This is a genomic window from Psychrobacter sp. NPDC078631 (assembly GCF_050268165.1).
Lineage (GTDB): Bacteria > Pseudomonadota > Gammaproteobacteria > Pseudomonadales > Moraxellaceae > Psychrobacter.
Map to the genome: position 1 here is coordinate 304,736 of NZ_JBNNGG010000001.1, position 14,925 is coordinate 319,660.

The following is a 14,925-nucleotide window of genomic DNA, read 5'->3' on the forward strand; positions in this document are numbered from 1 at the left end:
TAAATCTGATAAGCGTTTAACAAGGCGCTAATAACAACTCTTAAAACCAAACATCAAATTTACAAGGAATGTGAATATGTTTAGTGCCATCACTAATATGAGCGTGCAGTTAGTCAATCGCTATCTACCATCCCCATTCGTATTTTCGATCGTTTTGACCCTTATCGCGTTTGCTGTAGGACTGGCTACTACTGGCCAAAACATGATTGCTATGGCAGGGCACTGGGGCAATGGACTGTGGTCATTACATAGCTTTGCCATGCAAATGGCGTTGGTTCTAGTGACCGGTTATGCCTTTGCTAGCGCTCCATTTATTCAGCGCTTATTGGACAATCTCGCTAGTAGAGTACACTCTCCTACGACCGCCATTATCGTATCAACCTTGGTTGGGCTGGTCGGCTCATGGATAAACTGGGGCTTTGGTTTAATCATCGGGGCAATCTTTGCAAAGGCACTGGCCAGAAAAGTCGCTAACGTCGACTATCCTTTGCTTGTCGCGGCTGCCTATTCAGGCTTTGTAATTTGGCATGGTGGGTTTTCAGGTTCGATACCCCTGACACTTAGCTCGGGCGGTGATACGCTACTGACGTTGTCAGGCAACACTATGACAGAAGCAGTGCCTTTATCGCAAACGGTATTTGCAGGCTACAACATGCTGCTAGTAGGTTTGCTCATCATTATTTTGCCACTCGTCAATCGCTTTATGCATCCTAAAAATCCTACGGTTATTGATCCTAAACTGATCAAAGAAGAGATCTACGTCGCACCCCAAAGAGATACGCCTGCACAAAAGCTAGATGATAGCCGTATTATCGCTGTTATCTTATTGGCCTTAGCACTGATGTACTATATTAGCGAGTTTGGTAGTAACGGTTTTAACCTAGGGCTAAACATCGTCATTGGGCTATTCTTGTTCATAGGTTTGCTATCGCATGGTACGCTAGAGCGTTATTATCGTGCCGTACACTCAGGAATAGGTGGCATCACAGGTATTGTGCTATTGTTCCCGTTCTATGGCGGCATCATGGGTATCATGACGGGTGCAAATGCGGATGGTATCTCTATCAGTACGCAAGTGACCGAGTTTTTTGTCAATTCCGCTTCCGCAGACAGTTTTCCGATTTTTGCATTTTTAAGTGCTGGCTTGGTCAACGTCTTTGTACCGTCTGGCGGTGGACAGTTTGCGGTACAGGGCCCTGTTATGATTCCTGCTGGCATTGAGCTAGGTGTTAGTCCAGCCATTACTGCGATGGCAATCGCGTGGGGTGATGCATGGACCAATATGATTCAACCGTTTTGGGCCTTGCCATTGCTGGGTATCGCAGGTTTGGATGCGCGCGCCATTATGGGTTACTGTCTGATAGTACTGGCAGTCTCTGGTGCTATTATCATGAGCGTGTTTTGGCTATTGGTATAGTCATTCCACTATAAAAGTATTACTGCGTTAACCTCGCTTGAAGTATTTAATATACATCTACATTCGGTTGCCTTGTACTATTTTTAAATTGAATTGACTATACAAGGTTATAACGCGCAAAAGAAAAACAAGCATGATGAATTTTCACTGTTAGGTTTTATTAAAAGCAACAATCAAACGGATAATTGAGACACTTAATTCAGCATTAGTTTATGCAAGGATTAAAAATACAAATAACAGTCATAGGAGACAAGCATGAGTCAATCAAAAGTATATAGCAGTGCCGAAGAAGCGCTAAAAGGCGTCGTCAGTGATGGGCAAACGCTCGCGATCGGTGGCTTCGGTCTATGCGGTATTCCAGAAGCATTAATTGCAGCATTGCGCGATAGCAAAGTTAAAGAGCTGACCTGTATTAGTAATAACGCTGGTGTCGATGACTTCGGTCTAGGGCTATTGCTACAGACACGTCAAATCAAAAAAATGATTTCATCTTATGTGGGTGAAAACAAAGAGTTTGAGCGCCAGTATTTGGCAGGCGAGCTAGAGGTTGAGTTGACACCGCAAGGGACATTGGCTGAAAAACTGCGCTCAGGCGGTGCTGGTATCCCTGCGTTTTATACTGCAACAGGCGTAGGTACATTAGTTGCTGAAGGTAAAGAAACTCGTGATTTTGATGGTCGTACTTATGTGCTAGAGCATTCGTTACGTGCTGATGTCGCTCTAATTAAAGCGCAAAAAGCTGACAAAGCGGGCAACCTAATCTTTAATAAAACCGCTCGTAACTTCAACCCAGACTGCGCGATGGCCGGTAAAACCACGATCGTCGAAGTCGAAGAAATCGTCGAGACAGGTACGTTTGATCCAGATGAAGTGCATCTACCAGGTATTTTTGTTCAGCGTATTGTATTGAATGCTAGCCCTGAAAAACGTATCGAAAAAACCACGACCAAAGCCGTAGAAGGCGCATAAATAAACACGTGGTCGATACTTAATCGTACGTGAAATCAATAGTCAATTTTAGATTGATAACAGTTTAGACAGCCAATTGATTAAATAACTGGCTGTCTAAATGAATAAAAATAGAATATCGCAAAAAATAAGGAAATCAGCATGGCATGGACAAGAGAGCAAATGGCGCAACGCGCTGCAAAAGAGCTACAAGATGGCTACTATGTGAACCTAGGCATCGGTCTCCCAACGTTGGTCGCCAACTACATTCCTGAAGGCGTAGACGTATGGCTACAATCAGAGAATGGCTTGCTAGGTATTGGTGAGTTCCCTACAGCAGAAAACGTCGATGCCGACTTGATTAATGCGGGCAAGCAAACAGTAACCGCAGAGGCAGGAGCCAGTTATTTTAGTAGCTCAGAGTCTTTTTCAATGATTCGTGGTGGTCATGTCAACTTGGCCATATTGGGCGCAATGGAAGTCTCAGAAAAAGGCGACCTTGCTAACTGGATGATTCCCAAAAAGATGGTCAAAGGTATGGGCGGGGCGATGGATTTGGTCGCAGGCGTGCAGCGCGTGATTGTATTGATGGAGCAAGTTAATAAACACGGCGATCCAAAAATCTTGGCAAACTGTGAGCTACCATTGACGGGTAAAGGCGTGGTTGATCGTATCATTACTGAGCTTGCTGTATTAGATGTTACTGATGAAGGCCTCAAACTGGTTGAGTTAGCAGATGGTGTAAGCTTTGACGAACTACAAGAAAAAACACCAGTAAGTATTATTCAGTAAACTTTGTACAGTAAAGTGACTGTCGTAAGATTAATATGTTTTATCCCGTAAATAAATACGCCACTATGATTATAGTGGCGTATTTGTTCAGTTCAATTTCATAAAAACTAATAATATTTTAGACCATGATAAGGAATATGTATGGCGACCCAATTAGAACAAGATTTGACAGGCAAAGTAGCATTGGTCACTGGCTCTGCAAGTGGTATCGGACGTGACATCGCTGAAACTTATGCAAAAGCAGGCGCAGCGGTTGGTATTGCCGATATCAACCTTGAAGCGGCACAAAAAACCGTTGATGCTATTGAAGCTGCTGGTGGACGTGCTCTGGCGATTGCTATGGATGTTACCTCAGAAGAGGCGGTAAACGATGGTGTACAGCAGCTAGTCGATACTTTTGGTAGTATTGATATTTTGGTTTCTAATGCTGGTATTCAGATCATTGACCCTATCGATAAAATGGCGTTTAGCGATTGGAAAAAAATGCTGAACATCCACTTAGATGGCGCTTTTTTGACCACTAAAGCCGCGATTAAGCACATGTATAAAGGTGATAAGGGCGGCACAGTTATTTATATGGGCTCTGCGCACTCACATGAGGCCTCATTATATAAAGCCCCTTACGTGACTGCTAAGCATGGACTACTAGGACTGTGCCGTGTATTGGCCAAAGAAGGTGCAGCGCACAAAGTACGCTCGCATGTGATTTGTCCAGGGTTTGTCAAAACGCCATTGGTAGAAAAACAAATCCCAGAGCAAGCAGCTGAAAAAGGCATCAGTGAAGAGTCGGTTATTAACGATATCATGCTGGTCAATACCGTAGATAAAGAATTTACGACAGTAGAAGATATTGCCCAATTGGCGCTATTTTTAGCGGCGTTCCCAACCAATGTATTCACTGGACAATCTATCGTGGCCAGTCATGGTTGGTTTATGAATTAATATATATACAATTTGCATATACCACAACGTCAGACCTACTGGCGTTGTGGTTTTTTTATACGTCCAATTCAGCTACACTGTCACGATAGAAGGTTTGGCAAATGTACTTATTAACGCTATCGGTTGTAATATGCGCAATGAGACGGCTTGAGCAATTTGCCAGATCTACCCACTTGTATAGGCCATAATAGTAGCTATGTTTAACTTTATGAAGAAAAAAACCACAAAAACCGAAACGCCTCAGCAGCAGGCAGAGCGTGATAGTGCCGTCGACAAAGTCCTACTTGGATATGAAATAGGTGCTGTCAGTATTGCCACGATGGTCACAGGGCTTGAGCGTGATGGCGAAGCACTTACCTTAGACCTACGTTTGCCAAAAGATAGCAATCCTGAAGTTATCCAGCAGGAGCTTGGACAGTTGCTACATCCGCATGGTATTACCACGATTCATATGAATGTGCGTCTGCCTGCGCCAGAAAAAGGTTCAGGCTCGAGCTTACCAAAGCAGATGCCAAAGACAACCAATGCGATGGAATCTCAGTCTTCATCTGGCACTGATAACAATGCTAGTAACACTAACGCTGAGCCACCGATTACGAAAGCTGCACCTACGCAAGCATCGTTGGCCGCGCATCCTCGTATCCGTCATATTATTGTCGTGGCATCAGGTAAGGGCGGTGTTGGCAAATCAACCACCACGGTCAATATCGCTTTAGCGTTACAGAAGCTTGGCAATCGCGTTGGTGTGCTAGATGCCGATATCTATGGTCCTAGTATGCCAACGATGTTGGGCGTTGCTGATGTGAAGCCGCAACTAGAAAACGAGCAATTTGTGCCAGTTGATGCGCATGGTATGGCAATGCTCTCTATCGGTAGCTTACTCGATGGAGATAATACGCCGGTTGCATGGCGTGGACCAAAAGCCACGGGTGCATTGATGCAGCTATATAATCAAACCAACTGGCCGCAGCTAGACTATCTAGTAATTGATATGCCGCCAGGTACGGGTGATATACAGCTGACATTGGCACAGCGTATTCCAGTCACGGGTGCTGTCATTGTCACGACACCGCAGCATGTTGCCTTGCTCGATGCGCAAAAAGGCGTTGAGATGTTCAATAAAACCAATATACCTGTGCTTGGTGTGGTTGAAAACATGGCGCTACACACTTGTAGCAACTGTAACCACACCGAAGCAATCTTTGGTACGGGTGGCGGTGAGTTTATCGCTGAGCAGTATCATGTACCACTATTGGGTCAGCTACCACTTGCCAGTGGTATTCGTGCACAAGTTGATAAAGGCGTGCCAAGCGTATTGGCTGATGATGAGTTTGCACAGTATTATCTAGATATTGCCAAAAATATCGAAACCAATATTAATAAATTCGCAAAGCCTGTCGATGATAAGCGGATTTTTTGATGATGGAGAAGTAGCCTAAGCTGGCGACTTTTAAAGTGAATGTATCGTCTAAAAAGAGAATATCTTGAACTTATCTACTTATCAAAGCCATTTAGACAATACTCTCAAGCAGTATAGAGTCTTACGATTATTTCGACCGCCGATATACATCATTGAACTCTCAAACAATCAGTTGATTGCCGTTTGCTACTATAAAGATGGTAGTAGCAAACGCTATCAGATTAATGCTGACTTTAGCAATCGCCGAATGGTAATTGCCGATTTTAACAAATTCGCAAAGGCTCTCGCTGAGCTGTTAAAAAAGTTTCCAAGACACTTTTTATGGGTGAGTGCGCTTGCATCAATCAATGTTACAGAAACACTAGCAGATGGATTAACCAATATTGAAGTTAAGGTGATAACTGAAGCGTTTTTTGTGGGTGCTGTACAGGCAGAAAGAAGAATTTCACATAGCACCGTGAGCTATCAAGGACAGATAGTACCTTTAGAAAAATTTGGCTAGGATGCCGATATCATGAATAAAAGCCACGACAAACTGTATACTGCCGCCAACTTAAAACTGGAAAATCTCGAATATCTTATCCAAAATGGTCAGCCTACCTTTGGTGTTTTCTCCCAAGTCAAAAGTATCAATTACTTAGACTATCATAGTCATCTCATTTCACAAAAATCCTTACCTAACTGGCGTAAAGAACTAAAAGCCAACCAATTCTGCTTCATTCAGATACTCCAGCCCCCTTATCGAGTGTGCCTCGCGCTCGCAACGATTAAGCTTGCGACTAGTGCTTTCGTTTACATTTATAATGAGGATACTCAGCAGCTGGAAGTCTGTGAGGCGCTACAGCCTTTGACGCATCATACGCACTTAGACGGTGATGGTTATCAAGGGCAGATGGCATTTACACATACAAAGCTCAGCGTCACCTTGGATTTTAGTCCTGCTCAGATGAATATTGCGCTCGACAGTCAGTATGTTGCAATAACGGCAGCGTTAGCACGAAGCGCACAACCGTTAGCCATATGTACGCCGACTGGTAGGCGTGGCTGGACGTTTACGCAAAAAGAGCCGTTGACCGCACTATCTGGGCATTTACTCATTAAAGCCAACTCAGCATTTAATACTCCTGACGCTCAACCTCAAAAAATAACTTTCACCGATGCTACTATTGCCAATCTAGATTGGACGCTCGGCTATATGCGTCATGAGACCAATTGGTTTTGGAGCTGTATCACTAGCTATTTGTCAGATGGCCGTCACTTTTTGCTCAATCTGTCTATGGGTGTCAATGAGACAGGAGCCAGTGAAAATGCTTGCTGGTTTGATGGGCAGATATTTTATTTACCACCCGTTATGTTTGCTCGTGAGGATTCAAATATTCGATCAAGTCAGCCAGACAGTCTTGAGCCAATTATAGGAAGTGTAGAAAGTGATGCTAGCATATCAAAGCCATGGCGTATCTATCATCAAAATCTAGGGTGGAGCAATGTCGATATTGATTTGAGCTTCACACCGATTACCGTCTATAAAAAGACTGATGATTTTGGTGTGATAGCCAGTATCTTTGAGCAGTGGATAGGGTTTTATAATGGTGAAATTCGAATAAGAGATGAAGTCATTAGGCTTGATAATGTCATGGGGCTCGCAGAAGATCATTTTGCCAAATGGTAGCTTCTAAGATATAACATGGGAGTAAATGAGATTATTGGTTGTATTCAGTTTTAAGTAGCCGCTCCTCTATAAATTTTGCTGTCAATTCCGTATAATCGTCGCTATCAAAATACTGTTATCATAACCGCTATTAAATATTTGCTAAGGAACAACAATGTCTATCAAGTCTGACCGCTGGATTCGTAAAATGGCCGAAGAGCATGGCATGATTGAACCATTTGAGGCGGGTCAAGTGCGCTTCAACGATGCAGGCGAGCGTTTGGTGAGCTACGGCACCTCAAGCTATGGTTATGACGTGCGCTGTGCCCCTGAGTTTAAAGTATTCACCAACGTACACTCAGTCGTCGTTGATCCCAAAAACTTCGATGATAAAAGCTTTATCGATATCGTTGGTGATGAGTGCATCATTCCACCTAACTCGTTTGCTTTAGCACGTACTATGGAGTACTTCCGTATTCCACGTGATGTATTGACTATTTGCCTAGGTAAGTCAACTTACGCGCGCTGCGGTATTATTGTCAACGTAACGCCGCTTGAGCCTGAGTGGGAAGGGCACGTCACTTTAGAGTTTAGTAATACGACTAATTTACCAGCCCGTATCTATGCTGGTGAAGGCGTTGCGCAAATGTTGTTTTTCCAAAGTGATGCTGATGATGTCTGTGAGACCAGTTATAAAGATCGCGGTGGTAAATACCAAGGTCAACGCGGTGTGACACTGCCAAGAACCTAATCAGTAGGCGTCCGTTTAAAAGCTTATCAATTATAGAAAGTTAATAAGCCTTTAAATAGTTAATAAAAAAGCTAGTCATATTAAATATGGCTAGCTTTTTTATTGTGTTAAAGAGAACTGGTCTAAGGTTCTATTTATTTCAAGACTTTCTACTTTAAAACCTTTAAACCCGCTTTATTATCGCGCTTTGGCTTAGGCGCTTTAGCAGGGCTATTGTTAGACGTTGGCGCTGAGTCGTCTTCTGGCTGATAGTTATCATATTCTTTTGGATCAAAGAACATCCCTTGCGAGTTCTCTTTAGCGTAGATACCCATCACCGCAGTAAGTGGCACCCAGATTTCTTGTGATACACCACCGAAGCGCGCACTAAAGTGAATATAGTCGTTTTCCATGCTCATGTTACCAGTAGCACGGCTGGCGATATTTAATACGATACGACCGTCTTGTACATGCTCGATTGGTATTTGCACATTGTCAGCAGTGGCATCAACCATCAAGTATGGCGTCAGAGCGTTGTCTTCTATCCATTGATATAGTGCACGTACCATATAAGGGCGGGTAGGTGTAATAGAGGTGGTTTCGCTCATTTAATGATTTCCTATACTAATAATTTTTGATAATGAAAAATATCTCGTTCAGCAATTTATCAAATGACAGATGCTAATTAACGTCTATCTTATTTATACTTTATTTTAGGACAGCTTTTGATACTTGTCTAATCAACGCACACTTTTTTGGAAGCTACTGCGCTCAAACACTCTCGTTTGGTATTCAAACAATGGACGGCTGATTGCACGTGGCAGCTCAATACCCATCTCATCTAATCGCCATAATAATGGTGCTAATAACACGTCACACCAACCAAACTCATCAGCCATAAAATAAGGCTTATGAGCAAACAGCGGTGACAGAGTAATTAACGAATCACTGAGCTGTTTTTTGGCAACGGCAGCCTGTGCTTTATTAAAGCTATCTGGATGCGTCAACAAGCGCTTGCCAAGTACTAGCCAATCACGCTGAATGCGCCAAGCCAATTGGCGAAACTGTGCACGCTCTTGCGGTGTTTCAGGGAGCAATTTATTTGTGTGATAACGCTCTTCAAGGTACTCAAAAATGACGTTAATCTCATAAAGCGCAATCTCACGCTGCTGTAATACAGGCAAGGTATGATAAGGGTTTAGCTCAGTCAAATCTTCAGGGCGCTCAGAATGTAAGCGAGACAAATAGTAAGCGAGCTTTTTTTCTTCAAGTAATAGGCGTACCACATGACTGTCGTAGCCGTCATCAGCATACAAAATTAGCTGACTACTTGGAATGTCATTCGCATCAATCATGAAAGCCTAATGTTAATAGTGAAGGTTGTCATCGTAAACAAACTCGCAACGTTTATCAAGGTAGAGTACGTAAACATTAGCGCTGAGCGACTTATTTTCCGGCATATCTAGTATTTATGCTCTATATCAAGGTACAAAAAAGCACTACCGAAGTAGTGCCTTTTTTATTTCTAAAAACTAACTGCTGACTATGACTTATTTGACATCTTTCCAGAATTCTTTATTCAATAAGTAAACTGGGATGAGCAGTACTAATAAGAATAGAATTACAAAGAAACCAATTACTTGACGGTCGTGACGAGCAGGTTCACCCATCCACGCCATAAAGTTAACCAAGTCACCAACTTCAGATTCAAACTCTTCTTGGCTCAACTCTTCTTGCATATTATGCAATACGTGAGGCATCGCTGCATTGGCCAGTACTAAGTTGTTTGCACCCCAAGGACGGCTTGGATCTTCATAGAACGACAGTAGGTAAGTATATACCCAATCATCGCCACGTAGACGTGTCTCAAGTGATAGATCAGGCGGCGCTGCGCCAAACCAAGACGCTTGAATCTCAGGATCGATTTCAGCAGTAATGTGGTCACCAATTTGATCAGTGGTAACCATCAAATACTTTTCAACCAACTCAGGCGGTATCTCTAAATCTTTCGCAATGCGTGAGTGACGAACATACTTGGCTGAGTGACACCCAGCACAGTAGTTCATAAAGATTTTTGCACCGTTTTGTAGCGAGCCCTTATTGGTAAAATCAATAGGGGCAGTGCTACAAGCCAAATGCTCTTCAACACCTTCAGCGTTAGTAAATGTGCCACATCCGTGACCACCAGCCGCCATTGCCGTACCAGCAGTCAACGTCAATGCCGCGCCTAAGCCTAGACCAGCTAGGGATTTAATTAGCGTGCTCATTAGTGACCTCCGGTAACGCGTTCTGGTGGCTGTTTACACTTCTCAATGGCAGTGTAGAACGGCATCAGTAAGAAGAACAAGAAATATAGAATCGTGAATACACGAGCCATGATAGTTGCCGTTGGTGTCGCAGGCGTCGCACCTAAGTAGCCCAATACAACAAAGCTAATAGCAAATACAGTAAGCGCGATTTTAGACAAGATACCTTTGTAACGCATAGAGCGTACAGGCGATCTATCAAGCCATGGAATCAAGAACAATACAGCAATTGCAGCACCCATTGCGATAACACCACCAAGCTTATCAGGAACAGCACGCAAGATAGCGTAGAAAGGCGTGTAGTACCATACTGGTGCAATATGCGCTGGTGTTTTCAGTGAGTTCGCTGTCTCAAAGTTTGGTGGCTCAAGGAAGAAACCGCCGCCTTCTGGGAAGAAGAATACCACTGCAAAGAAACAGATAAAGAATACTACGATACCAACCATGTCATGCACAGTGTAGTACGGATGGAATTCGATACCGTCTAAAGGCACACCATTTTTGTCTTTTAGCTTTTTGATGTCGATACCATCAGGGTTGTTCGAACCCACATGGTGCAACGCCACAATATGCATAAATACTAGGCCCACGAGTACTAATGGAATAGCAACAACGTGTAGAGCAAAGAAGCGGTTTAGGGTAATACCAGAGATGATATAGTCACCACGTACCCATTCAGCAAGGCCATCACCAATCACTGGTAACGCCGCAGGTAAGTTCAAGATAACCTGTGCACCCCAGAATGACATGTTGCCCCAAGGGAGTAGGTAACCGAAGAAACCTTCTGCCATAAGTGCTAGGTAGATACCCATACCGATGAGCCAGATAAGCTCACGAGGTTTTTGGTATGAACCGTATAGCAAGGCTCTAAACATATGCAGATATACAACGACGAAAAACGCAGATGCGCCGGTTGAGTGCATATAGCGAATGAGCCAACCACCTTTTACGTCACGCATGATATATTCAACAGACGCAAATGCCCCTTCGGCACTTGGGTTGTACATCATCGTAAGCCATATACCAGTCACCAATTGGTTAACCAGTACAATCATTGATAGCACGCCAAAGAAGTACCAAAAGTTAAAGTTCTTTGGTGCGTAGTACTTTGACATATGGTATTCATAGGTTTCGGTCGCTGGAAAACGCGCGTCCACCCAATGCATTAACTTTTTACCCATACTCATATTAAGCCTCCCCAACCGTCAAGATGGTACCATCCATACCATATTCTGGAACGGGTAAATTAAGTGGTGCAGGGACGCCGCTATACACGCGACCTGCTAAGTCATATTTTGACCCGTGACACGGACAGAAAAATCCGCCGTACCAATCATTACCACCTAAATCCACCGCGCCCACATCAGGACGGTAGTTTGGTGCACAGCCCAAATGTGTGCAAACGCCTTCGACAACCAATACGGTTGGATCTAAAGAGCGAGTAGGATTTTTGCAATATTCAGGTTGTAGAGACGCATCAGACTCAGGATCAGATAATAGAGGTTTGACTGACTCTAGTCCTGCAACCATGTCTTCGGTACGCTTAACCACATAAATAGGTTTACCACGGTATTTGACGACGATCATTTGTCCATCTTCGATAGAACCAATGTCTTGGGTCACTGCAGCCCCTGCAGCCTCAGCTTTAGCGCTTGGGTACCAAGAACGGACAAAAGGTGTCGCCACGGCAGCTACCCCAGCTGCACCAATCGCGGCAGTTGAGGCAATAAGAACTCTACGGCGTTGTACATTAACGCCTTCGGCTTGGCTCATTAATACTTCCTCCAGGTGAATGAAATGGGATTATCCCACACTGGGTTTGTGGCTTAGAAAATATACAATATCAAGCCACTTTAGCTGTGCCTAATTTTGCTAATTGTTGCTATTCTAAGCTATTTCGGTGATAAAATAAATTATTGCGTTAAAAATAAAGCAACCTCAATAGGACATATTAGAAGGTTGAATATGACAATCAAACCAAAACAGTTGGATTATCAACGTTTAACGCTAACTTTGCTTTAAAAAGGATTATGATGTGATGACCTTATAAATAATAAGGATTTTCAGCAATAGCGAATGATACTTGAAATTAAGGTAATGTTCACTAACTTTCACCATCTAACTACTTTGTAAGTTGCTGTAAAACAAATATCACCACTCTATATAATAAAGTGGTGATGTCTTTATAATAATTAATAATATTTTGTCAGGCTATCAGAAACTTGTTTATCGAAATACGCAATGCACAGTACATGTGCGATATTCCAATAAACTCAGCTAGAGAGTTGCTAATACTAGCCTTCAAGCTCACTCCAACGTTCAAGCTTATGCATCATCTCATCTTCGATGGTTAAGAGACGCTCACTAGCAGCTGTCGCCGCATCAAAGTCAGTATTAAACCAAGAGCCATCGGCCAGCTTTTCTTGCAATTGAACTTGTTCGGCTTCGAGTGCAGCGATTTCTTTTGGCAAGTTATCCAGTTCACGTTGATCATTATAATTTAGCTTTTTGGCTGCCTTATTTGGTTTCGCTGCTGTGCCAGACTTGTTTGTCGCTTTATTGCTTGCTGCATTGTTGGCAGGTGCTTTGGCAGCACGGGATGCTTCTTCACGGTTCTTTTGTACGAGGTACTCTTGATAACCACCTACATACTCACTGACCACTCCTTTGCCATTTTCATCTTCGCCAAACACCCACGTAGAGGTGACGACGTTGTCCATGAATGAGCGATCATGACTGATTAGCAAAATCGTACCACCAAAGCTGGCGACTGATTCTTCTAATAGCTCAAGTGTTGCCATATCCAAATCGTTGGTCGGCTCATCGAGTACCAAAATATTGGCAGGTTTCAATAACTGCTTGGCCAGTAGTACTCGGTTACGCTCACCACCAGACAATGCTTTCACTGGTGTACGTGCACGCTCTGGGGCAAATAAGAAATCTTGCAAGTAGCTCATGATATGCGTCTTACGGCCGCCAACTTCTACAAAGTCAGAACCTTCCGAAACGTTTTGCGCAACGCTTGCTTCAAGATCCAATTGATCACGCAGCTGATCGAAAAAGGCAATTTTCAGATTGGTACCTAATTCGACACTACCAGACTTGGTCACTTCATCATCAGACATATCGAGTAGGGCTTTAATAAGCGTCGTTTTGCCAGCACCGTTAGGGCCGACAATACCAATCTTATCGCCACGCATAATAGTGGTCGTAAAATCATCTACTAGTACGTTACCGTCATATTCAAGATGTAAGTTTTTAACTTTACAGACAAGCTTACCGCTTTTCTCGCCTTGACCCATGGTGATGTTTACATTGCCCACTTGCTCACGGCGATCGCTACGCTCTTCACGTAAGGCTTTTAATTCACGGACACGGCCTTCGTTACGGGTACGACGTGCTTTGATACCTTGGCGAATCCAAACTTCTTCTTGTGCCAGTTTTTTATCAAAGTTGGCATTGTTCTTTTCTTCAGCCTGTAACTGTAGTTCTTTTAGCTCTTGATAGCGCGCGTAACCACCTTCGCCTTGCGTCACGTCATAGCTGGTCAATTGGCCACGGTCAAGCTCAATAATGCGAGTCGATAATTTATTCACGAACGCTCTATCATGAGTCACGAACAACAACGTCAGACCTTGCCAGTCAAGCAAAAAGCGCTCTAACCATTCGATACTTTCAACATCTAAATGGTTGGTTGGCTCATCTAGAAGTAGCACATCAGGCTTGGTAACTAGCGCACGAGCAAGTAACACGCGGCGTTTACGACCACCAGATAGGGATGATAAGTCGTCTTCTGGATTAAGGCCCATGGTCGTAATCAGACGCATGGCATCGCGTTCTAAGTCCCAGCCATGTACCGCATCGATATCATGCTGTAGGGTCGCCATATGCTCACAGGCATCCATATCACCATTCGCGCACATATCGACTTGCTTATTATAGTTAATGAGCAAATCAGCCGTGCGACGACTGCCGCCCATAACGATGTCTAATATGCGACCGCTGGTCTCAGGAACGTCTTGCTCTAGCATCGCTACACGCATGCTACTGTTGGTAATAATCTCGCCACTGTCAGGCTGCAATGAGCCATTGATCAGTTTAAACAAAGTGGATTTACCTTCGCCGTTGCGGCCAATCAAGCACACACGCTCGCCTGTATTGATAGAAAAATCAATACCATCAAGAACAGGCGCGACGCCAAAGGCTAAGTGAATGTCTTTTAAATGAATCAGTGCCATAGAGTATCTTAAGCTTATATAATAGTGAGGTAGGGGTTGTTGCAAAATTGCCTGCAGTATAACATGCCACCGCGTCACTGTAGTGCGAGTAAATAGTTTTATCAGTACTATTTATTGCTTTTACTAACTGCTGCTAGTCAATGACTATGTTTGTAGATTTATCGCTAATCTATAGCACTATTCAAACTCCTTTCAATTTAATACTTACTATAATTTAGAGAAAAATATGAACCAATCTAAAACTACAGACGATACTTCTGATATTCAAAATGATTTGCAAGCTCAAGTAGTCGATCTGCAAATGAGCCTTGCGCATCTTGAAGTAACTGTCGAACGACTGGATGATGTAATTACGCGACAAGACAGAGATATTCATACGCTGCAACGTCAACTACAGCTAATCTATAAACAGATTGAAGGTCAAGATACAGAAAGTGGTATTGCACCATTCGATGTAATGGCAGACAGACCGCCACATTATTAA

The 14,925-nt window shown here is 43.4% G+C and carries 15 protein-coding genes; 9 read left to right on the top strand and 6 right to left on the bottom strand.

Translation table 11 applies throughout. From position 1 onward, the window contains the following. Positions 1 to 76: 76 nt before the first annotated feature. From ACQKCP_RS01225 to dcd, 8 genes are all read left to right on the top strand, one after another. Complete coding sequence (locus tag ACQKCP_RS01225; protein WP_427610976.1) at positions 77 to 1,417, top strand: short-chain fatty acid transporter; 1,341 nt, start codon at positions 77 to 79, stop codon at positions 1,415 to 1,417. A 255-nt stretch (positions 1,418 to 1,672) separates the two neighbouring features. After that, positions 1,673 to 2,386, top strand: coding sequence for a CoA transferase subunit A (locus ACQKCP_RS01230; RefSeq protein ID WP_427610977.1), 714 nt, complete (start codon positions 1,673 to 1,675; stop codon positions 2,384 to 2,386). 141 nt (positions 2,387 to 2,527) lie between these two features. Next, positions 2,528 to 3,157 (top strand): 3-oxoacid CoA-transferase subunit B, encoded by a 630-nt coding sequence (locus ACQKCP_RS01235; RefSeq protein ID WP_057759289.1) that lies wholly within the window; start codon positions 2,528 to 2,530, stop codon positions 3,155 to 3,157. A gap of 141 nt (positions 3,158 to 3,298) precedes the next feature. Beyond that, positions 3,299 to 4,099 carry a 3-hydroxybutyrate dehydrogenase gene (locus ACQKCP_RS01240; protein ID WP_427610978.1) on the top strand — a complete coding sequence of 267 codons (801 nt, stop codon included), beginning with the start codon at positions 3,299 to 3,301 and terminating at the stop codon, positions 4,097 to 4,099. 196 nt (positions 4,100 to 4,295) lie between these two features. Then, positions 4,296 to 5,519: an iron-sulfur cluster carrier protein ApbC gene (gene apbC / locus ACQKCP_RS01245; RefSeq protein WP_427610979.1), complete on the top strand. Its 1,224-nt coding sequence runs from the start codon at positions 4,296 to 4,298 to the stop codon at positions 5,517 to 5,519. A 64-nt stretch (positions 5,520 to 5,583) separates the two neighbouring features. Next, complete coding sequence (locus ACQKCP_RS01250) at positions 5,584 to 6,021, top strand: hypothetical protein (RefSeq protein WP_427610980.1); 438 nt, start codon at positions 5,584 to 5,586, stop codon at positions 6,019 to 6,021. 12 nt (positions 6,022 to 6,033) lie between these two features. Beyond that, a complete protein-coding gene (locus tag ACQKCP_RS01255) occupies positions 6,034 to 7,188 on the top strand; it encodes a DUF2804 domain-containing protein (RefSeq protein ID WP_427610981.1) in 1,155 nt (384 codons plus the stop codon). A 154-nt stretch (positions 7,189 to 7,342) separates the two neighbouring features. Next, positions 7,343 to 7,918 (top strand): dCTP deaminase, encoded by a 576-nt coding sequence (dcd, locus tag ACQKCP_RS01260; RefSeq protein WP_057759295.1) that lies wholly within the window; start codon positions 7,343 to 7,345, stop codon positions 7,916 to 7,918. A 149-nt stretch (positions 7,919 to 8,067) separates the two neighbouring features. Here the strand turns inward: dcd and ACQKCP_RS01265 are convergent, their stop codons facing one another. The 6 genes from ACQKCP_RS01265 to ACQKCP_RS01290 all read right to left on the bottom strand — a co-directional run bounded on the left by ACQKCP_RS01265 (position 8,068) and on the right by ACQKCP_RS01290 (position 14,441). After that, positions 8,068 to 8,505 (bottom strand): ClpXP protease specificity-enhancing factor, encoded by a 438-nt coding sequence (locus ACQKCP_RS01265; RefSeq protein ID WP_427610982.1) that lies wholly within the window; start codon positions 8,503 to 8,505, stop codon positions 8,068 to 8,070. 132 nt (positions 8,506 to 8,637) lie between these two features. Then, positions 8,638 to 9,252, bottom strand: a complete 615-nt coding sequence (locus tag ACQKCP_RS01270) for a glutathione S-transferase N-terminal domain-containing protein (RefSeq protein ID WP_058024136.1) — start codon at positions 9,250 to 9,252, stop codon at positions 8,638 to 8,640. A gap of 195 nt (positions 9,253 to 9,447) precedes the next feature. After that, positions 9,448 to 10,164, bottom strand: a complete 717-nt coding sequence (locus ACQKCP_RS01275) for a cytochrome c1 (protein WP_298807958.1) — start codon at positions 10,162 to 10,164, stop codon at positions 9,448 to 9,450. Then, positions 10,164 to 11,369 (bottom strand): cytochrome b, encoded by a 1,206-nt coding sequence (locus tag ACQKCP_RS01280; protein ID WP_178379291.1) that lies wholly within the window; start codon positions 11,367 to 11,369, stop codon positions 10,164 to 10,166. The genes ACQKCP_RS01275 and ACQKCP_RS01280 overlap by 1 nt, the downstream gene beginning before the upstream one ends. 22 nt (positions 11,370 to 11,391) lie before the next feature. Continuing rightward, the gene (petA, locus tag ACQKCP_RS01285) at positions 11,392 to 11,976 is read right to left on the bottom strand and encodes a ubiquinol-cytochrome c reductase iron-sulfur subunit (RefSeq protein ID WP_057759305.1); all 585 of its coding nucleotides are present in this window, start codon (positions 11,974 to 11,976) and stop codon (positions 11,392 to 11,394) included. A gap of 521 nt (positions 11,977 to 12,497) precedes the next feature. Continuing rightward, complete coding sequence (locus ACQKCP_RS01290) at positions 12,498 to 14,441, bottom strand: ATP-binding cassette domain-containing protein (RefSeq protein ID WP_427610983.1); 1,944 nt, start codon at positions 14,439 to 14,441, stop codon at positions 12,498 to 12,500. Between the two features lie 226 nt (positions 14,442 to 14,667). Here ACQKCP_RS01290 and ACQKCP_RS01295 point away from each other — a divergent pair, with 226 nt between their 5' ends. Further along, complete coding sequence (locus tag ACQKCP_RS01295; protein ID WP_201547976.1) at positions 14,668 to 14,925, top strand: SlyX family protein; 258 nt, start codon at positions 14,668 to 14,670, stop codon at positions 14,923 to 14,925.